At 38.0% G+C, this 19,570-nt stretch carries 22 protein-coding genes; 21 read left to right on the plus strand and 1 reads right to left on the minus strand.

The window, feature by feature from the left end; translation table 11 throughout:
• From ACOI1C_RS03860 to ACOI1C_RS03905, 10 genes are all read left to right on the plus strand, one after another.
• On the plus strand, positions 1–558 hold a 558-nt coding region (locus ACOI1C_RS03860), incomplete at its 5' end, for a hypothetical protein (RefSeq protein ID WP_422508188.1).
• 260 nt (positions 559–818) lie between these two features.
• Positions 819–1,100, plus strand: a complete 282-nt coding sequence (locus ACOI1C_RS03865) for a YqhV family protein (protein WP_422508190.1) — start codon at positions 819–821, stop codon at positions 1,098–1,100.
• Between the two features lie 297 nt (positions 1,101–1,397).
• Positions 1,398–2,345, plus strand: coding sequence for a stage III sporulation protein AA (gene spoIIIAA / locus ACOI1C_RS03870; RefSeq protein ID WP_422508192.1), 948 nt, complete (start codon positions 1,398–1,400; stop codon positions 2,343–2,345).
• Positions 2,342–2,857 carry a stage III sporulation protein SpoIIIAB gene (gene spoIIIAB, locus ACOI1C_RS03875; protein ID WP_422508194.1) on the plus strand — a complete coding sequence of 172 codons (516 nt, stop codon included), beginning with the start codon at positions 2,342–2,344 and terminating at the stop codon, positions 2,855–2,857. The genes spoIIIAA and spoIIIAB overlap by 4 nt, the downstream gene beginning before the upstream one ends.
• 25 nt (positions 2,858–2,882) lie before the next feature.
• The gene (spoIIIAC, locus tag ACOI1C_RS03880) at positions 2,883–3,092 is read left to right on the plus strand and encodes a stage III sporulation protein AC (RefSeq protein ID WP_422508196.1); all 210 of its coding nucleotides are present in this window, start codon (positions 2,883–2,885) and stop codon (positions 3,090–3,092) included.
• 12 nt (positions 3,093–3,104) lie between these two features.
• Positions 3,105–3,494, plus strand: coding sequence for a stage III sporulation protein AD (gene spoIIIAD, locus ACOI1C_RS03885; protein ID WP_422508753.1), 390 nt, complete (start codon positions 3,105–3,107; stop codon positions 3,492–3,494).
• 19 nt (positions 3,495–3,513) lie between these two features.
• Positions 3,514–4,686: a stage III sporulation protein AE gene (spoIIIAE, locus tag ACOI1C_RS03890; protein ID WP_422508198.1), complete on the plus strand. Its 1,173-nt coding sequence runs from the start codon at positions 3,514–3,516 to the stop codon at positions 4,684–4,686.
• A 13-nt stretch (positions 4,687–4,699) separates the two neighbouring features.
• Positions 4,700–5,326: a stage III sporulation protein AF gene (spoIIIAF, locus tag ACOI1C_RS03895; protein ID WP_422508200.1), complete on the plus strand. Its 627-nt coding sequence runs from the start codon at positions 4,700–4,702 to the stop codon at positions 5,324–5,326.
• Positions 5,327–6,004, plus strand: coding sequence for a stage III sporulation protein AG (gene spoIIIAG / locus ACOI1C_RS03900; protein WP_422508202.1), 678 nt, complete (start codon positions 5,327–5,329; stop codon positions 6,002–6,004). It begins immediately after the preceding gene.
• Positions 6,005–6,007: 3 nt separating this feature from the next.
• Entirely contained in the window at positions 6,008–6,655 is a 648-nt protein-coding gene (locus tag ACOI1C_RS03905) for a SpoIIIAH-like family protein (protein ID WP_422508204.1), read from the plus strand.
• 40 nt (positions 6,656–6,695) lie between these two features.
• Here ACOI1C_RS03905 and ACOI1C_RS03910 read toward each other — a convergent pair whose 3' ends face one another.
• On the minus strand, positions 6,696–7,940 hold the full coding sequence (locus ACOI1C_RS03910; RefSeq protein WP_422508755.1) for a methyl-accepting chemotaxis protein: 1,245 nt from the start codon (positions 7,938–7,940) through the stop codon (positions 6,696–6,698).
• A gap of 548 nt (positions 7,941–8,488) precedes the next feature.
• Between ACOI1C_RS03910 and accB the strand changes: the two genes are divergently transcribed.
• The 11 genes from accB (at position 8,489) to recN (ending at position 19,487) form a co-directional block, all read left to right on the plus strand.
• Positions 8,489–8,983: an acetyl-CoA carboxylase biotin carboxyl carrier protein gene (gene accB, locus ACOI1C_RS03915; protein ID WP_422508206.1), complete on the plus strand. Its 495-nt coding sequence runs from the start codon at positions 8,489–8,491 to the stop codon at positions 8,981–8,983.
• A 12-nt stretch (positions 8,984–8,995) separates the two neighbouring features.
• Positions 8,996–10,345, plus strand: coding sequence for an acetyl-CoA carboxylase biotin carboxylase subunit (gene accC / locus ACOI1C_RS03920; RefSeq protein ID WP_422508208.1), 1,350 nt, complete (start codon positions 8,996–8,998; stop codon positions 10,343–10,345).
• 25 nt (positions 10,346–10,370) lie between these two features.
• Positions 10,371–10,778, plus strand: a complete 408-nt coding sequence (locus ACOI1C_RS03925; RefSeq protein WP_422508210.1) for an Asp23/Gls24 family envelope stress response protein — start codon at positions 10,371–10,373, stop codon at positions 10,776–10,778.
• A gap of 429 nt (positions 10,779–11,207) precedes the next feature.
• The gene (gene nusB, locus ACOI1C_RS03930) at positions 11,208–11,609 is read left to right on the plus strand and encodes a transcription antitermination factor NusB (RefSeq protein ID WP_422508212.1); all 402 of its coding nucleotides are present in this window, start codon (positions 11,208–11,210) and stop codon (positions 11,607–11,609) included.
• A 134-nt stretch (positions 11,610–11,743) separates the two neighbouring features.
• Complete coding sequence (gene xseA, locus ACOI1C_RS03935) at positions 11,744–13,102, plus strand: exodeoxyribonuclease VII large subunit (RefSeq protein WP_422508214.1); 1,359 nt, start codon at positions 11,744–11,746, stop codon at positions 13,100–13,102.
• Entirely contained in the window at positions 13,095–13,328 is a 234-nt protein-coding gene (locus ACOI1C_RS03940) for an exodeoxyribonuclease VII small subunit (protein ID WP_422508216.1), read from the plus strand. The genes xseA and ACOI1C_RS03940 overlap by 8 nt, the downstream gene beginning before the upstream one ends.
• A 3-nt stretch (positions 13,329–13,331) precedes the next feature.
• A complete protein-coding gene (locus ACOI1C_RS03945) occupies positions 13,332–14,225 on the plus strand; it encodes a polyprenyl synthetase family protein (RefSeq protein WP_422508218.1) in 894 nt (297 codons plus the stop codon).
• Between the two features lie 124 nt (positions 14,226–14,349).
• Entirely contained in the window at positions 14,350–16,245 is a 1,896-nt protein-coding gene (dxs, locus tag ACOI1C_RS03950; protein ID WP_422508220.1) for a 1-deoxy-D-xylulose-5-phosphate synthase, read from the plus strand.
• 2 nt (positions 16,246–16,247) lie between these two features.
• Positions 16,248–17,084 carry a TlyA family RNA methyltransferase gene (locus tag ACOI1C_RS03955; protein WP_422508222.1) on the plus strand — a complete coding sequence of 279 codons (837 nt, stop codon included), beginning with the start codon at positions 16,248–16,250 and terminating at the stop codon, positions 17,082–17,084.
• Between the two features lie 170 nt (positions 17,085–17,254).
• Positions 17,255–17,704 (plus strand): transcriptional regulator AhrC/ArgR, encoded by a 450-nt coding sequence (gene ahrC / locus ACOI1C_RS03960; protein WP_422508224.1) that lies wholly within the window; start codon positions 17,255–17,257, stop codon positions 17,702–17,704.
• Positions 17,705–17,756: 52 nt separating this feature from the next.
• Positions 17,757–19,487 (plus strand): DNA repair protein RecN, encoded by a 1,731-nt coding sequence (gene recN, locus ACOI1C_RS03965; protein ID WP_422508226.1) that lies wholly within the window; start codon positions 17,757–17,759, stop codon positions 19,485–19,487.
• Positions 19,488–19,570: the final 83 nt, after the last annotated feature.

Genomic DNA, 19,570 nt, shown 5'->3' on the forward strand with positions numbered 1-19,570 from the left:
TTTATTTTTAATGAAGGATTCTTAGTAAATAAGGATAAATACTCTCAGGGTTCAAATCAACTTGATACTTCCCAATTAGAATTAGATGCTGGGCTTGAAGGTGGCAGTAAAGTATTTGAACCAGCTTCAATCGAACTGGTTCGACAAGTAACGCCATATCAATTTAATACACCAGACTACTTACCATTTGAATTAATTGGAGATCCTGAGGTAACTATTAAAGATTGGGATGGTACTAGAAAAAATGTATTTCTAGAAATAAACTATTCCTCCGAAGAACCAGGTAGCTTTATTAATATTGAAATTTCAAATTTTAAGAATATTGTAAACTCAACTATAGAGACTAGTAGTTATCAAGAAGTTATTCAATTGGATCGTAGCCTAGAAGCATACTATCAACAAAATGAAAATGTATCCATGCTAAGTTGGATAGATGGAAAAATTGAATATACGGTGAATTATTTTTTATTTAAAAAAGATGGTGTCCAATCACAATCTGATTCTGAACTAATAAAGGAAGATTTAATTAGGATGGCTGAATCAATGCAATCTCAATAGGAAAACAAAAGTTCTAAACCTAATGCGATAAGGCACTGACCAAAACAAATGTTGGTGCCTTTTTTGTGTTTTGATCTTCAGCAGGGATCTTATGTCACTTTGAATAACTGAAGTCATAATCCCTATTCTGAAAAGTTACATTATCAACACCACAAAGAAAATCTAAAATAGCGTCTTCACAAAATCGATATTCTAAAATTAGTTCCTCCATGCATAGGTTGTACAGTAAGGACAAGATCCAAATGTAAGGGGAATGTACCATGAAAAAGTGGATTTCAACGATTGATACAACTGTCTTATCAATGGCAGGACTTAGATTTCTATCAGCTTCTATTGAATTAATAGCAGCCATTGCGATGCTTATGCTAAATGATGTAAGAAAAGCTGTCGCTGTTAACGCTATGTTGGCATTGATTGGTCCACTCATTTTTATCGCAACGATGACGATTGGCCTTTTAAGCATGACCGATGAGTTATCTCTTTCTAAGCTGATCTTTATTGGACTTGGTGTCGCTTTTATTTTGATAGGAGTTTATAAATAAGGCTCATTTCGTAAAGATTGTTACTTTTGACAGTTTTAAAACCTAGAGTTGATTGGAGTGGAAGGCACTTGACTCCTGCAAGACATAGAGGCTCGCATCCCTCCCCGCGAAAAAGCAAGTGCCTGCAACGGAATCAACGAACAAACTATTTATCCTACTTCTGTTAAAAAGAAACAAAGTATACGAAAACAGCATAAAAAAGATTGATTCAGATCATTGTATCGCACGACTGATCGGTCATAATAAGTCCAAGCTTGCATACATTGAAAATAGATCAATTACTAGGGAGGGAGTTACTTGGAAGAGATATTAGAACTTTTGTCAGCCAATGTTCGAGGTATTGTTGAAAGGTACCCTCCTCAGATGTTAGAGAAAATAGAGGAGATCAGGCTTAGGCTTCATCGTCCACTTGAGATTATTATTAGGGGAAAGCCTGACTTTCCGTTTCTTCATTCAACTATGTACATTGTAACGGCCGATGATACCACACAACTATTAAACCGAATTAGCCAATACTCGATTTACACGCTAGAGGAAGAGTTAAAAAGAGGGTATATTACCATTCAGGGCGGTCATCGTGTTGGACTAGCTGGAAAGGTAATCACCGAAAAAGGTGAAGTCAAAGCTATTCGTGATGTTACTTTTTTTAATATACGAGTTGCTAGACAATGTATCGGTATTGCAAAGCCTTATTTACCTCTTTTGACAAACGAAGCAGGCGAATGGGAAAACACCATCCTGATTGGGCCTCCACAATCTGGTAAAACTACCTTACTACGGGACCTTGCTAGATTAGTAAGTGTTGGGATACAAGAGCAAAACATTCCTTCTTATAAGGTTGGGATTGTGGATGAACGTTCTGAAATTGCTGGATGTGTAAAGGGAGTCCCACAGCATGATCTTGGTTGGCGTGCTGATATATTAGACAGCTGTCCAAAGGCAGAAGGGATGATGATGCTGATCAGATCCATGAGTCCAGATGTCATCGTCGTAGATGAAATAGGCAGTAAGGCAGATAGTGAGGCTATTATGGAGGCTGTGAACGCAGGAGTTAAACTAATTGTGACTGCCCATGGCAATGATTGGCCAGACCTTTTGAAGAGACCCAGTTTAAAGCCACTGCTTGATTTACATATATTCTCACGGTTTGTCATTCTTTCTAAGGCTGATGGTCCAGGAACTTGTCACAAAATTGTCGACTCTACTGGCTGTGAAATCAGTTTGGAAAAGGGGGTATTAACATGATTAAACTGTTTGGGGCCTTATTTATCATACTTGCGACAACATGGACAGGTTTTGAAGCAGCTAAGCATTTAAGTGAGAGACCGAGACAACTGAGACAGCTTAAGGTCGCTTTACAATCACTAGAAGCCGAAATTATGTATGGCCATCTCCCGCTGTTTGATGCATGTATGAATATCTCCAAGCAAATTAAGAAACCGTTATCCTGGTTTTTTGAAGATTTCGCAAAACGACTTAAAGCTGGAGAACAAAACGCAAGAGATGCTTGGCATGAAAGCTTGCAGGATGTAAAGAGATTCACCGCCTTTAAACAAGGTGAGATAGAAGTTTTACAGCAGTTCGGTGAGACGCTTGGCCAACATGACCGGGCATCCCAGCAAAAACATATATTGTTAACATTAACTCATTTAGACCGAGAAGAACACGATGCTAGAGAGAAGCAAGTAAAATATGAAAAGATGATCAAAAGCCTAGGATTCTTATTAGGGCTGTTAGTAATCATTTTGCTTATGTAATGGGATGAGGGGAGTATGAATCAAAATGGATGTTGTTGATGTTGGCACGATCTTCCAAATTGCTGGAGTAGGAATAGTCGTTGCTTTTCTTCATACCGTTCTAAAGCAGATGGGTAAGGAAGATTATGCACACTGGGTTACATTAGTTGGTTTTGTCTATATCATTTTCAGAGTAGTTACCATTATGGAGGATTTATTTACAAAAATTAAGACTGTTTTCCTCTTTCAAGGATAGGAGGGGACACCTATTCAAATCCTACAAATCGTCGGTATTGGATTAGTTGCAACGTTTTTAGCCTTAATTGTAAAAGAACAAAAACCAACGTTTGCTTTTATGCTCATCGTGTTTGTTGGATGTAGCATCTTTCTATTTTTAATAGGGCAAATTCAAGAGATTATTAATATGCTAGAGCGTATTGCAGTGAATGCAAATGTAAACCTCATGTATGTTGAAACGATATTAAAAATAATTGGGATTGCCTATATAGCCGAGTTTGGTGCTCAAATCACAAGAGATGCTGGGCAAGGTGCCATTGCTTCTAAGATCGAGCTTGGTGGGAAAATCCTTATTATGGCAATGGCCATTCCTATATTAACCGTCATCATAGAAACGATTCTAGGTCTAATACCATCATAGCTGATAAAGAGGTGAATGGATGAATCTACGTATCTTAGTTGTACTGTTTACTTTTATCATACTTCTATTGTCTCCTTTTAGTGTACAAGCTTCTGCCTCCATTCAAGACAAGGTGATTGATGAACAGCTAGACCGTTTAGGAATCGAAGAAATAAAAGAGTTTTGGGATGCTATTGTAGAAGATTATGGAGGCTACTTACCAGAAAGTCAGAAAGGTAGCTTTATGGATTTTGTAAAAGGTGATAAAAAGTTTTCCATTGATCAATGGCTAAACGGACTCTTAAAATTTTTGTTTCATGAGCTAATTGCAAATGGAAAGTTGCTTGGAACACTTATCATGCTAACGATATTTTGTACAATCCTTCAATCACTTCAAAATGCATTTGAGGAAAGTACAGTTAGTAAAGTAGCCTATGCTTTAATTTACATGGTTTTAATAATTATCGCCTTAAATAGTTTTCGTGTCGCAATCACCTACACAGAAGAAGCCATCCAAACGATGATTAGCTTTATCATTGCTTTAGTACCTTTACTCTTAGCGTTAATTGCCGTATCAGGCGGTGTACTTTCAGCAGCATTTTTCCATCCTATCATTATCTTTCTAATGAACACAAGTGGTTTACTCATCCAATATGTTGTTTTACCCATGCTATTTCTCGCGGCTCTACTTAGTATTGTGAGCACCCTCTCTGATCATTATAAAGTCACCCAATTAGCAGAATTATTACGTAAGACAAGCATTGCTTTACTAGGAATATTCCTAACTATTTTTTTAGGAGTCATTTCGGTTCAGGGAGCTTCAACTGCAGTTGCGGACGGAATTGCCATTCGTACGGCAAAGTTTGTTACAGGTAACTTCATACCAGTTGTTGGTCGAATGTTCACGGATGCCACAGACACAGTGATAGGTGCATCCGCGCTATTAAAAAACACTGTTGGGATCGTTGGAGTCGTCATGCTGCTTCTTATTGTGGCCTTCCCGGCTATAAAAGTTTTGTCTTTAGCCTTTATATTTAAGTTTGCAGCAGCCATTTTACAGCCGCTAGGTGGTGGTCCAGTCATTAAGTGTCTAGATATTATTGGAAAAAGCGTCATATATATTTTTGCGGCTCTAGCACTTGTATCCTTAATGTTTTTTTTAAGCTTAACCATTATCATTGCTGCTGGAAATATAACCTTAATGATGAGGTGAAAGGGCGGGTACCATGGAATTTTTAACAGGATGGATCACAAATATCATCATGTTTATCTTACTAGCCACCATAGTCGATATGCTGCTACCAAATTCGAGCCTTCAGCGTTATGCCAAAATGGTCACTGGACTCTTGCTGATCGTCATCATTTTGACTCCAATTTTAAAAATGTTTCATTACGATTTTGAAGAAATCCTTGCTGCAGCAATACCTAACAAGACAACGGAAGAAAAAAACATAGAAAATTTAATAGAATTTAAGAAAAAAGAAATACAAGCCTCAACACGTGCATATATTCTAGAAGAAACGTCTAACAAAATGAAAGAAGAGGTAGAGGACGAGGTGATGAAACGTTTTAACAAGAAGGTTTCAAACTTGTCCATTGAGGTTGATGAAAACATCGAAGTTTCAGCTGATTCATCCGAGCACTTCTCCGTTATCGTGCAGCTGTCCGAGCAAACTGAAGAAGAAGACGGGGCCATTCCAGTTGTGGCTGAGGTAAATATTGATACGAAAAAACCATCTGAAAAGAAGTCCACCAGCTTTGATGATAAGGAAATCGTATCTTACTTAGCTAAGGAATGGGAACTAAACACTGATCAAATCATTGTTGCATTGGAAGGGGGGAGAGCGAATTAGATGGAGAAAAAAAAGAATGATTTCTTTCATTGGCTTCAGTCATTGATTAAACCATCTAGTGAAAACCAAGGATCAGAAAAAAAGCTAACAAAATTCCATTACGCTATTTTTATATTAATAGTAGGTGTTGTTTTTATGTTAGTGAGTAACACATTTATGAAATCATCTTCATCTGACCAACAAGATCTAGCCGTATTCAAAGACCAAGAAAAGAATGAAGACGAGCCTGCATTCAGTCAAAAAGAAGGCGCAATGTCTGACCAACTCCAAGCGGCTGAGAATTACTACGAAAATCAATTAAAAGAGATTCTCCAAGCGGCTATTGGTGTAGATGAAGTTGAAATAATGGTCAACTTGGATGCAACAGAGTCCAAGGTATATGAAAAAAATAGTACGACTCAAACCCAGATCACTGAAGAAACAGATCCTAAAGGGGGGCAAAGGAAAGTAGAGGACACATCTAAGGATGAACAGCTGGTTATTACTCGTAATGGTGATACAGAGACACCTGTTATCATCAAAACAAAGAAGGCTGAAGTCAGAGGGGTGTTTATCGTTGCATCAGGAGCCGAAAACATTCATGTAAAAGCTTCTATAATAGAGGCAGTCACTAGAGTGCTAGATGTTCCAAGTCACCGTGTCTCAGTATTACCAAAGAAAAAACCTAAGGGGGAATAATAAATGTTATTGAAAAAGCAGACAGTATGGTTGTTAACAATGTTAAGTTTAGTTGTGGTATTATCGGTGTATTATGTGACTTCTCCACCAGAAAATAAGGGTGACGATTTGGCTTTTGTTGAAGACAAAGAAACAACTACTGAAGAAAAAGCAGAAGGTACAAGCGCAGAGGATGGAACTGAATCTACAGGAACTGAAACGCAAGAAGAAGGTACTGATTCAACTTCAACTGAGGGTGAAGTTGTCCTCGAAGATTCAACTGAAGATGCAGAAGGTGGAGCTGTAATCTCTAGCATTTCAAGTGATGAATTATTTGCTGCTATTCGCCTTGAAATGGATGCAAGTCGAAGTGAGCAAGTAGAGAGTTTAACGACTATGATGAACTCTACTGGTGTCTCTGCTGAACAAAAGAGTGATGCTTTTACAACAATAAAAGAGCTTCGAGAAGTATCTTCAAAAGAGAAAGTACTAGAAACATTCATTAAAGCACTATCTTCTAATTACGAAGATGTTTTAGTTCGAGCTGATGGAGAAAAAGTAACTGTCACTGTCAAAGCAGAAAAACTTTCTCCAGCGGAAGCCAACAAAATTATTCAAAAAGTAAGAACAGAATTAGGACAAAAACAAGTAGCTGTTGAATTCTCTAAATAGTAGAGTAGAAGCGGGCTTATGCCCGCTTCTTTTAATCTTTTTAATGGATGTCGGTATTATATAAATCAAGAAGTTGTTTAATCGCTTGATCTGTTGAGTGAATGGATTCTACTAAAGCACTATGTTTCGATGATTGATGCTCTACACTAGCTGAAGATTCATGAAGTGTAGCACTTACTTCTTGTAAAACTGATGCAAAGTCATTGACCGAGCCACCTATTGTTTTTGAAGATGCATGAATGGTACCTGAAAGTTGGTTGAAAGTTTGAATACTTTCATTCATTGCTGATACGGATTGATGGATTTGACGGAAGGCAGCATGGGTTACTTGGACTTCCTCAACATTTCCTTTCATCTGAATCGATGTATCCTCAATTTCTTCTCTCGTTACTTTAGTTTGTAGAGTCACCTCAGCAAGATTAGTAGATATTTGTCTGGCAGATCGACTTGCAAGCACAGCTAGATTTCTAACTTCCTCCGCCACAACGGCAAACCCTTTACCTGCATCTCCCGCACGTGCTGCTTCAATTGAGGCATTTAATGCAAGTAAATTTGTTTGAGTAGCTATATCTTGGATTGTATTCGTAAAGCTTGTTGTTTCGTTTATCTTTGAAGAAAGCTCATTCATTTTTGCCCCAACTGTGAGCATTCGTTCTTGAAAGGAAATCATTCGTTCAAGTAGTTGGGAAACTCTGACTTCACCGTCATCGGAATTTTTACTTGTTTCAGTAGAATGAACCTTTAAATATTCAACTGCCTGCACTAATTGCTCTACCATATCATTTGTTTGATCGAGAGCCTGATGGATATCTTGTATAGAATGCGTCTGAGAATTCATAGTGGAAGCCATTTCATGAAAAGTAGCTGACATATTGAAGGATGCTTCTTTATTTTCTTCGCTTTGAAGCTTAACATGGTGAAAATTATTTGATAGAATTGACGTGTTTTCTTCAAGTACCTGCTTTCTCTTCTCGTTTTCAGCAACCATTGATACAGCTTTTGTTTGAGCCATAACAATATTTTGAGATAATATTTTTGCTAACCGTAGCTGAAAGAATAATAGAATCGACACTAGTGCATATAATAGAAAAATCGTTCCATAATTCTTTGTTTCTAGAGGTAAAGTTTCAGCAAATAAATAGGTGTATATAGTTAATATCATGAAACCTAAGCCAGTCCCCATGAGGAGAATATTACGATTCATGTAAAGGGCTGAAACCGCCACAACATAATAAACTAAAAAGTAGGAAGTAGGTGAGACACTAGTTACCATAATTCCAAACATCACACCGGCTACTAAAAGAAGAGCTATATAAGGAATGACGTTCGTTAACTTCTTTGTATAATGAAAGACCCCAACAACAAGTACGCTTACCCCACCTCCAATAAGAATGGCTAAAATGATGATCAAGTCTTTACCAAGTACAATATCGACAAGAGCTGCTAAGATAACAGACACTAAGGTCGCTTTGACAATCAACCCATTTTTTCTATGTAAATCCTCTTCAAATAGGTGTTTCACAGACTGAGCTTCCAAAATAATTCCCCCATTTCTCTTTTAAAAAATATCTCAATAAAATAAAATTCTTGCTTATTCGTCAAAATACCTTCTTTTCCTCGCATTTTTTTTGAAAAGACCGAATTTTCTTTTTTATAGCGCTTACAAAAAAAATGGACTTTTCGGTAGCAATTTACTATCATTTTCCTATAGAATACTTAGTAAGTACAAACTTTTAGGAGTAGGGTATAATTCCTCACCTTACAAGTTTGCCAAAATGTATGTAGAAAACTTTACAGATAAAAGTTGCTTAACTACGTAAAGGAGAGATTGTTTTGTTGAAAATTCAAGAAATACGTGAATTAATAAAGCTGATTGATCAATCGTCAATCGATGAATTTAGTTTTGAAAATGATGGTTCAAAGATTAAACTTAAAAAACACAATGGCTTTACGACAGTGGTGAATCAGCCTACAGTGATCGAGAAGCATGCGCCAGCAACACCAGTGTTTGAAGCACTCGCACAAACAAATGCTCCTAAAACAACGCCAGTAGCAGAAGTGGCACAAGCAAAGATTGAGGATGCAAATTTACATAAAATTGTTTCACCGATGGTAGGTACTTTTTATGCTTCTCCAAATCCTGAATCAGGTCCATATGTAAAAGTGGGAGACAAAGTGAAGCTAGATGGGGTGGTTTGCATTGTTGAAGCGATGAAGCTTTTCAATGAGATCGAAGCTGAAGTATCTGGAGAAATAGTGGAAATCTTGGTTGAAGACGGTCAATTAGTAGAATATGGACAACCATTATTTCTAGTAAAGCCACTATAAGGAGCGATTAAGATGATAAAGAAACTACTAATCGCAAATAGAGGGGAAATTGCTGTACGAATTATCCGAGCTTGTCGTGAACTCGATATTGAGACCGTGGCTGTTTTCTCGGAGGCAGACCGTGAAGCTCTCCATGTCCAATTAGCAGACGAGGCTTATTGTATTGGGCCTACTTCATCGAAAGAAAGCTATTTGAATATGACCAATATTATTAGTGTAGCAACCTTAACAGGGTGTGATGCCATTCATCCTGGCTATGGTTTTTTAGCTGAAAATGCCGATTTTGCAGAAATATGCAGAGCATGTAACATTATTTTTGTAGGACCTAGTCCAGAAGCTATTACCAAAATGGGCACAAAAGATATCGCTCGTGAGACGATGCGAGAAGCTGGGGTGCCAATTGTACCTGGATCTCGTGGAATTATTAAGGATGATCAAGAAGCAATAGAGCTTGCGCGGGAGATGGGATATCCTGTTATCATCAAGGCAACTGCTGGAGGTGGTGGGAAAGGAATCCGTGTCGCTAAGAACGAGCAAGAGCTGGTAAGTGGTATTAGCATTACACAACAGGAAGCAGCAAAGGCGTTTGGTAATCCTGGTGTATATATGGAGAAGTACATTGAAGATTTTAGACATGTCGAAATCCAAGTGTTAGCGGATCTTCATGGAAATGTGATACATTTAGGTGAACGGGACTGTACAATTCAACGTCGTCTCCAAAAGCTTGTTGAAGAAACTCCTTCGCCTGCTTTAAACGCTGAAATTAGATCTCAAATGGGGGAAGCGGCTGTTAAGGCTGCCCAAGCAGTGAACTATTCTGGTGCGGGAACGATTGAATTTATTTATGACCATCATAAGCAATCCTTCTATTTTATGGAGATGAATACACGGATCCAAGTAGAACACCCTGTAACTGAGATGGTAACTGGCATCGATTTAATAAAGGAAATGATCAAAGTAGCATCAGGTGAGAAGCTTTCTGTTACACAAGAGGAAGTAACCTTTACTGGGTGGGCGATTGAATGCCGTATCAATGCAGAAAACCCCTTGAAAAATTTCATGCCGTCACCAGGTAAAATAGAAATGTATTTAGCACCTGGAGGGTTTGGGGTTCGAGTCGATTCAGCTGCTTATCCAGGATATACAATACCACCTTATTACGATTCTATGATTGCTAAACTCATCACCTATGGTGCAACGAGAGCAGAAGCCATTGCTCGAATGAAGCGTGCATTAGGTGAATTTGTAATTGAAGGAATCCACACGACCATTCCGTTCCATTTGCAGCTTATGGATCATGAAAAATTTATTGAAGGTGACTTCAATACGAAATTTCTTGAATTGTACGAGGTTATGAAGTAGTAAACTAAATATAGGAGGTGTCATCATGGGAGATAACAAAGTGTTAGAAATGAATCAAGGTCATACAAGCCTTGGAAAAGTTGAGATTGCTCCTGAAGTCATTGAAGTTATTGCAAGCATCGCTTCTTCTGAAGTAGAAGGTGTTGCGTCAATGAGAGGCAATTTTGCCTCAGGCGTCGTTGAGAAGCTTGGTAAAAAAAATCATGGTAAAGGCGTTAAAGTAGAGCTAACCAATGATGGTATTATTGTGGATGTTTATGTCGTAATGATCTTTGGTGTGTCTATTCCAAAGGTTGCACAAAACATTCAAGATAATATTCGTCAAACCTTACTGACAATGACTGCTCTTGAAATTGATGAAGTAAACATACACGTCGTAGGTGTTCAATTCGACAACCAAAAACACGAAGTCGAAATCGAACAAGAATTTTAAGTGATATTTGTTTTTGCAATAGTTAATTATTAGGGGTTTTGATCTTCGTGCCGAGGCAGCCCTTCCTCGAATAGACTATTTTAGGGAGTAAATGTTGATTGGAACGGATATGCGAGACTCCTGCGGGATTAGCGGGATAGGTGAGACCCCGCAAGGCGCAAGCCGAGGAGGCTCACCGCCCGCCACTGGGAATGGTGCAGCCTGGAGTGGAATTCAACAGGTAGATTTACCACATACTTTTTTAAAACTGGACTTATTCTGCACCCTCCAAAAACCAAAGGTACTCCTTTTGGTTTTTTTATTTTGCAAACAATGTTGTATAATTTGAGAGGAATATCTGGACGTCAACTGTTAAAAGTAAGGAAATTGTGCGATAAAGCCAAACTTATGATATGATTTCTTAAGGTTAATTTTAAAGGAGTAATGAACATGAATCGTAGAGAAGCAAGAGAAAAAGCGCTTCAAGCCCTTTTTCAATTAGATATAAACGAACAAAACCCACAGGATGCGATTATCCATGTGCTGAATGAAGATGCAGAAAAGACAGATCAATTTTTGGAACAATTAGTCTATGGGGCAATTGAACATAAAGAAGAAGTTGATCAGATTATCAAAAATAACTTAGAAAATTGGACAATCGACCGCATTGGAAAAATCGATCGTGCTATACTGCGCGTAGCTGTTTATGAAATGGTACATGAAAGAACTATCCCAACTAATGTGAGCATTAACGAGGCAATTGAGCTTGCTAAAATATACGGAGATGACGATTCTAGTAAATTCATTAACAGCGTCCTTTCCAAAGTAAAAGATCAACTAGCATTGGAGTAGAGGTTAAAAAAGCATTTCGGAATCAAATAGTTTTTTTGAAAAAAAGGGGGGAAGTACCCTTTTTTTCTCTTTAAGAACATTTGCTAAGCCTGTGCTGAACAATTCGCTTGCGCTTTTCTTATAGGGGGAGGAACATGTCAAATATAAGGTATCTAACCGTTACCGCGTTAACTAAATACATAAAAAAGAAATTTGATGTGGATCCTCATATGCAAAAAGTATTAGTAAAAGGGGAAATTTCAAACTTTAAGCAGCATAGTAGAGGTCATATGTACTTCACAATTAAGGATGAGAACTCACGCATTCAGGCGGTTATGTTTTCTATGAATAACCGTGCAATGAAATTTCAGCCTGAAAACGGAATGAATGTCCTAGTAAGCGGTGAAATTTCAGTTTATGAACCGAATGGGAACTACCAATTATATGTTACCGAAATGCAGCCAGACGGTATCGGAAGTTTATTTTTAGCCTATGAAGAGCTGAAAAGACGTTTAGAAGCTGAAGGGTTATTTTTACCTATTCATAAAAAACCGATCCCTAAATTCCCTCAACGTATTGGAGTAATCACCTCTCCAACAGGGGCGGCTGTTCGAGATATAATCATAACCATCAAGAGAAGATATCCAATTGGACAAATACTTATTATTCCCTCACTCGTGCAAGGGGAACAGGCTGCACCTTCCATTGTAAAATCGATAAAAATGGCCAATCAAATAGGGGATTTAGATGTGTTAATTGTCGGTAGAGGGGGTGGATCCATTGAAGAACTGTGGGCATTTAATGAAGAAGTGGTGGCTCGGGCTATCTTTGAATCGACCATCCCAATTATTTCGGCAGTAGGACATGAGACAGACTTCACTATCGCTGACTTTGTAGCCGATTTAAGGGCACCAACTCCAACAGGAGCAGCAGAATTAGCCGTACCTCATATTGAGGAATTACTCGAAAGAGTCAAGCAAAGGCGTACTAGACTTATACGTGCGATAAAAGAGAACGTAGTGACAGAAAAGAACCGTCTAAGTCATTTGCAAAAATCTTATGCGTTTCGCTATCCAAAACAGCTGTATTCCCAAAAAGAACAACAGCTTGATCGATTACTAGATGCTCTTCAAAAAGGAGCAAGACACATAATAGAAAAGAAGAATTATGAATTAGACAAACTAAGTACTACACTCGGGAAATTCCACCCTGCTTCCCAAGTTGCCGTGCAACATGATCGGTACGTGAGGTTAAATAAACAGATGACGAAAGCAATGTCATTACTACTCGAAAAAAATAATCAAAAATTTTCAAACATTATTTCAAACCTTGAAGCATTAAGCCCTTTACGAATCATGGATCGAGGGTATAGCATTGTATATACAAGTGATAAGCAGTCAATTGTTAAGTCAACAAAACAAGTGAGCCAAGGAAGTACCATTAAGGTAAGACTTAAGGATGGATTACTAAATTGTGAGATAAAAGGGGTAGAGGAGGAAATTCAGAATGAGTGAAGAGCAAGTAGTAACTTTTGAAGAGGCAATGGAGAAGCTTGAAGAAATTGTTGACAAGCTAGAAGAAGGGGATGTACCTCTAGAAAAAGCGATCGCCTATTTTCAGGATGGTATGACCCTATCAAAGCTTTGTCATGATAAATTGAAAACGATAGAAGGTAAGATGGATCAGCTGTTGGCAGAAAACGGTGAGTTGCAGCCCTTCCAGATGGGGGAGGATGAGTGATAAGTGGCGGGTATTAATTTTCAAACATTCTCCAAAACAAGTAAACAACAGATTGAAGAGTCGCTCACGGAATTAATAAAAACCTTATCCGCGCCATTGAATTTAGTGAAATCCATGGATTACTCCTTACAAGCTGGGGGGAAAAGACTCCGTCCACTTCTTTTATTCTCAACTTTGCATGGATTTAATAAAGATCCAAAAATAGGATTACAAGTAGCAGCTGCGCTTGAAATGCTTCATACATACTCACTTATTCATGATGATCTACCAAGTATGGATAATGATGACCTTAGAAGAGGGAAACCAACGAATCATAAGGTATTTGGAGAAGCTCTCGCTATATTAGCAGGTGATGCATTACTAACTTTTAGTTTTCAACTTTTAGCTGAAATCAATCATCCGGAAATCAGCAATGAAATGAAAATTAATCTTATACAACAGCTTGCTGCCTCTGCTGGACCTGAAGGAATGGTCGGTGGCCAAGTTGCAGATATGGAGGGGGAGGAAAAATCACTCTCTCTAACCGAGTTGCAATATATTCATGAAAGAAAAACGGGTAAACTCCTTCAATATTCTATTATTGCAGGTGCCATACTCTCAAATGCATCTGAGAAACAAATTGAGCACTTAAAAGGATTTTCCTATCATATAGGATTAGCCTTTCAAATTAGAGATGACATTTTAGATGTCGAAGGAACAGTGGAGGATATAGGCAAACCCATTGGATCCGATCAAAACAACCAAAAAAGCACGTATCCATCTGTTCTTACAATGGACGGAGCAAAGAAAGAATTACAGGAGCATATAACACTTGCCAAGCAGTCTCTTTATGAAGCAAATATCAATCATCATTATTTAGAGCAGGTTTGTGATTTAATTGCTGCTAGAAATAAATAGTATTTTTTCCAATAAATACACCCATAGCATGTTTTTTTTTGATAAGATAGGTGAAGGATTAAACTATATAATAGGTAGATTCTCTAGAGAATAGCAAAAATTGAAACGAAAGTGAGTGATTCTTTTGGATCTCACAACGATAAAAGACCCAGCATTTTTAAAGAAATTATCCATAAATGAATTAGAGCAATTAAGTGCCGAAATACGTCATTTTTTAATTAGTGTTACCTCTAGAACAGGTGGGCACATTGGTCCTAACCTAGGAGTTGTTGAGCTAACCGTTGCTCTACATAAAGTGTTTAACAGCCCATATGATAAGTTCTTATGGGATGTTGGCCATCAATCATATGTCCATAAAATCTTAACGGGTCGCACTTCACAATTCGAAACATTAAAGAAATATAAAGGCTTATCTGGATTCCCTAAGCGTAACGAGAGTGAACACGATGTTTGGGAAACAGGTCATAGCTCTACTTCCTTGTCTGCCGCGATGGGTATGGTTATTGCAAGAGACTTGAAAAAGACGAATGAATATATTATTCCCATTATTGGTGATGGCGCAATTACTGGCGGAATGGCACTTGAAGCATTAAATCATATTGGACATGAACAGAAAGATATGATTGTGATTTTGAATGATAATGAAATGTCAATTGCCCCAAATGTAGGTGCACTTCATAATATTTTAGGAAAGCTTCGTACAGCTGGGAAATATAATTGGGTGAAAGACGAGCTAGAATATATTCTAAGAAAAATTCCTGCCGTTGGAGGGAAATTAGCCGATGCTGCAGAACGCATAAAGGATAGCTTGAAATACCTGTTAGTATCAGGTGTTTTCTTTGAGGAGCTTGGGTTTACCTACCTTGGCCCAGTGGATGGTCATAATTACGATGATTTAATCGAGAACCTCCAATATGCAAAAAAGACAAAAGGACCTGTAATCGTTCATGTGATTACAAAGAAAGGGAAAGGCTATAACCCAGCAGAATCAGATCGAATTGGTACATGGCATGGACCTGGCCCATATAAAATTGATTCTGGTGATTTCATTAAGCCGGAAAGCTCCCCGCCTGCTTGGAGTAAGGTAATAAGTGAAACGGTTCGCAAGATGGCTCGCACGGACTCAAGGATTGTGGCAATTACCCCAGCAATGACAGTAGGTTCAAAGCTTGAAGGATTTGGTGAAGAATTTCCTGACCGTCTTTTTGATGTAGGTATTGCGGAGCAACATGCCGTCACAATGGCTGCGGGTCTAGCTACACAGGGGATGAAACCATATTTAGCCATATACTCAACATTCCTACAACGTGGTTACGATCAAGTTGTCCATGATGTCTGTAGACAGAACCTAAATGTTTTCTTTGGAATAGACAGATCAGGTTTAGTAGGAGCAGATGGTGAAACACACCAAGGTGTATTTGATATTGCTTTCATGCGTCATATCCCAAACCTTGTCATCATGATGCCAAAGGATGAAAACGAAGGTCAACATATGGTGAATACAGCCATTCAATATGACGGTGGACCTATAGCCCTACGCTATCCAAGAGGTAATGGATCAGGTGTACTAATGGACTCGGAATTGAAGTCCATTCCAATTGGTACTTGGGAAGTTTTACAGGAAGGAACCGACTTTGCCATCTTAACCTTTGGCACAACCATTCCTATGGCCCTAAATGCAGCAAATCGACTTTCATCTGAAGGAATTACTGTCAAAGTAGTCAATGCTAGGTTTATTAAGCCATTAGATAATAAAATGCTACGTGAACTGTTAGACTTAGAAATGCCAATTTTAACAATTGAGGAAGCTGTTTTACAGGGAGGCTTCGGAAGTGCTGTATTAGAATTTGCACATGACCATGGCTATCACCATGCAAGAATTGACCGAATGGGAATTCCTGATCAATTTATTGAACATGGAAATGTTGATGAATTACTAGATGAAATTGGATTAACTGAAGATGCAGCTGTCTCGAAAATTCAATCTATACACAATAATATTAAACAAAAAAGGGCGTAACCATGAGTAAAAAAGAACGGATTGACGTTTTACTAGTTGAGCGTGGACTCATTGAGACTAGAGAAAAAGCTAAAAGAGCCATTATGGCGGGATTAGTTTATACAAATGAAATGAGATTGGACAAGCCTGGGGAGAAAGTAGACTCGGAAATTCCACTTATCATAAAAGGTAAGCAGATGCCATTTGTCAGTAGAGGTGGCTTAAAGCTTGAAAAAGCACTTAAGGATTTTGACGTCACAGTTGATCAGAAAATTATGATTGATATAGGCTCTTCAACAGGTGGATTTACCGACTGTGCTCTTCAAAATGGTGCAAGACTTTCCTATGCAGTTGATGTCGGTTACAACCAACTTGCGTGGAAATTACGTCAAGACGAACGAGTGGTAGTGATGGAGCGAACCAATTTCCGCCACTCAAAGCCAGAAGACTTTGGGGAAGGTTTGCCTGAATTTGCAACCATCGATGTTTCTTTTATCTCGTTGCGAATTATATTACCTGTACTTAAAACCATATTGGTTCCTTCCAGTGATATTATTGCTTTAGTAAAACCACAATTTGAAGCAGGGAGGGATCAAGTTGGCAAAAAGGGTATTATTCGTGATCCTGCCGTCCATCTAACTGTTTTAGAAAATATTGTAGAGTTCAGCTTAAAGCAAGGTTTTACGGTTAAACACTTAACTTTTTCACCGATTACAGGCGGAGATGGCAATATTGAATTCCTTATTCATTTGTTTTGGTCGGGTTTCGAAGTCGGAGCGAATAACAGTATCCGTTCACTCGAAGAAATAGTCCAAGCTGCACACACGGAGTTAAAGAAGAAAAAGGTAATTGAAGAATAGTAGCTAAAATATTTATGTAATAAGTAAAATCCCGCCAAAGAAAATGGCGGGATTTTTCGATAGATATACTTTTTCAAATAACTATCATAGAAATGATTGTACAAGCACACCCTCATCATATAACATAAGGCATAGAGAGAGTTCGTTTTTTTTGGGGGGAAGTGTCGACTGTGAACAAAGGACAACGACATATCAAAATTCGTGAAATGATTACATCAAATGAAATTGAAACACAGGATGACCTTGTTGACTTACTGAAAAATGCAGGTTTTAATGTAACTCAAGCTACTGTTTCACGAGATATTAAGGAACTTCACTTGGTTAAAGTACCTTTAATGAATGGACGTTATAAATATAGTCTTCCTGCAGACCAGCGATTTAATCCATTACAGAAGTTAAAGCGTTCATTAATGGATGCATTCGTTAAAATTGATTCAGCTGGTCATATGCTCGTGATGAAAACATTACCAGGAAATGCAAATGCAATAGGTGCCTTAATTGACAATTTGGACTGGGATGAAATTTTAGGTACTATTTGTGGTGACGATACATGTCTGATTATTTGTAAAACTCCAGAACAGACTGATCTAATTACAAAGAGGTTTTTAGATATGTTATAGAAATCATAGATACGTTATAGAAAGAATAAATTGTACTAGGGGTGGATATTTTTTGCTTGCCGAATTATCAATCCGCAACTTTGCCATTATTGAAGAGCTCACAATAACATTTCAAAAAGGATTAACTGTATTATCAGGTGAAACTGGTGCAGGTAAATCCATTATTATTGATGCAATTAGCTTATTAGTTGGTGGAAGAGGTTCAGCAGAATTTGTACGATTCGGAATGGAAAAAGCCGAGATCGAAGGATTGTTCCTTTTAGATCATGAACAACATTCATGCTTTATTAAAATGAAAGACCTCGGGATTGAAGTAACCGAAGGAACTATTGTATTACGACGAGACATTTTAAAAAGCGGGAAAAGTGTTTGCCGTTTGAATGGAAAGCTTGTAACATTAGGCATACTTCGTGAAATAGGACAAACAATATTGGATATACATGGCCAACATGAACATCAAGAGCTAATGGATCACGAACATCATATCAACATGCTTGACCAATATTGTGAAGAGAGCTTAGCTCCTGCTTTGGAGGAATACCAAACCCTATTTAAAAAGTACCAAAGTCATATGGCTCAACTTAAAAATTTAACGGAAAATGAACAACAACTAGCTCATCGCTTGGATTTATTACAGTTTCAATTTAAAGAGATCTCTTCATCAGAGCTTGAGCCAGGTGAGGATGAACGTTTAAATGATGAAAAGCTGAAGATTTCAAATTTTCAAAAGATCTATCAATCGATGAACACAGCCTATCATGCTCTTCACGGCGATCAAAGAGGATTAGATTGGATTGGTCTTGCCATGAGTCACCTTGAGTCCATATCTTCAATTGATGAGGAATATAAAAAGCTATTTGAAACCATCAAGAATAGCTTTTACCAGCTGGAAGATGTGTCATATACACTAAGAGATCAGCTGGATGGTTTAGAGCATGATCCGAATCGACTTAATGGAATAGAAAGCCGTTTGAGTGAGATTAACCAGCTAAAACGGAAATATGGTCAATCAGTCGAGGAGATTCTTTATTATGCAGCTAAGATTGAAGACGAAATTGACGAGATTACAAACCGTGATACACACATTCATAAAGTAAGAAAGAGTATTCAACATGTATCAGAGGATCTTTTAATAGAGGCTCAAAACATGTCTGAAATCAGGAAAAAGTGGGCACTACAGCTTGAGACAGCCATTCTAAGAGAACTCAAAGAACTTTACATGGAGAAGGCTGACTTTAAGATCGAATTCTCGCATCGGGTAGGAAGTGAGAGCGACCCCGACATCCATGGGAAGAAGATGAAGTTTAATCAAAATGGTTATGATCAAGTGGAATTTTATATTTCTCCTAATCCTGGTGAACCATTAAAGCCATTAACTAAAATTGCGTCTGGCGGGGAAATGTCAAGAATTATGCTTGCTTTGAAGTCTATTTTCTCTAAACATCAAGGTGTGACATCTATCATTTTTGATGAGGTTGATACGGGGGTTAGTGGAAGAGTGGCACAAGCTATTGCAGAAAAAATTCACCGCGTTTCCGTTGATTCACAGGTTCTATGTATTTCTCATTTACCTCAGGTAGCAGCAATGGCAGATCACCACCTGTTTATACAAAAAGAAACGTTAAATGAACGAACTAAAACAATCGTAAAAAAATTATCAAATGATGAAAAGGTAAAAGAGATTGCCCGAATGATCTCTGGTGTAGAAATTACAGATCTTACCAAAGAGCATGCAAAAGAGCTCTTAAACCTTGCTACCCAACTAAAACAAGTCACTACTTGAAAAGCTATCCAAAATGGGTAGCTTTTTTTTTGTGCAATTTAGGTTATAAATGAAGTGCTGTAAGGCAAAATTAAAGATGTAGC

This window comes from Bacillus sp. DJP31, assembly GCF_049310945.1.
Lineage (GTDB): Bacteria > Bacillota > Bacilli > Bacillales > SA4 > Bacillus_BS.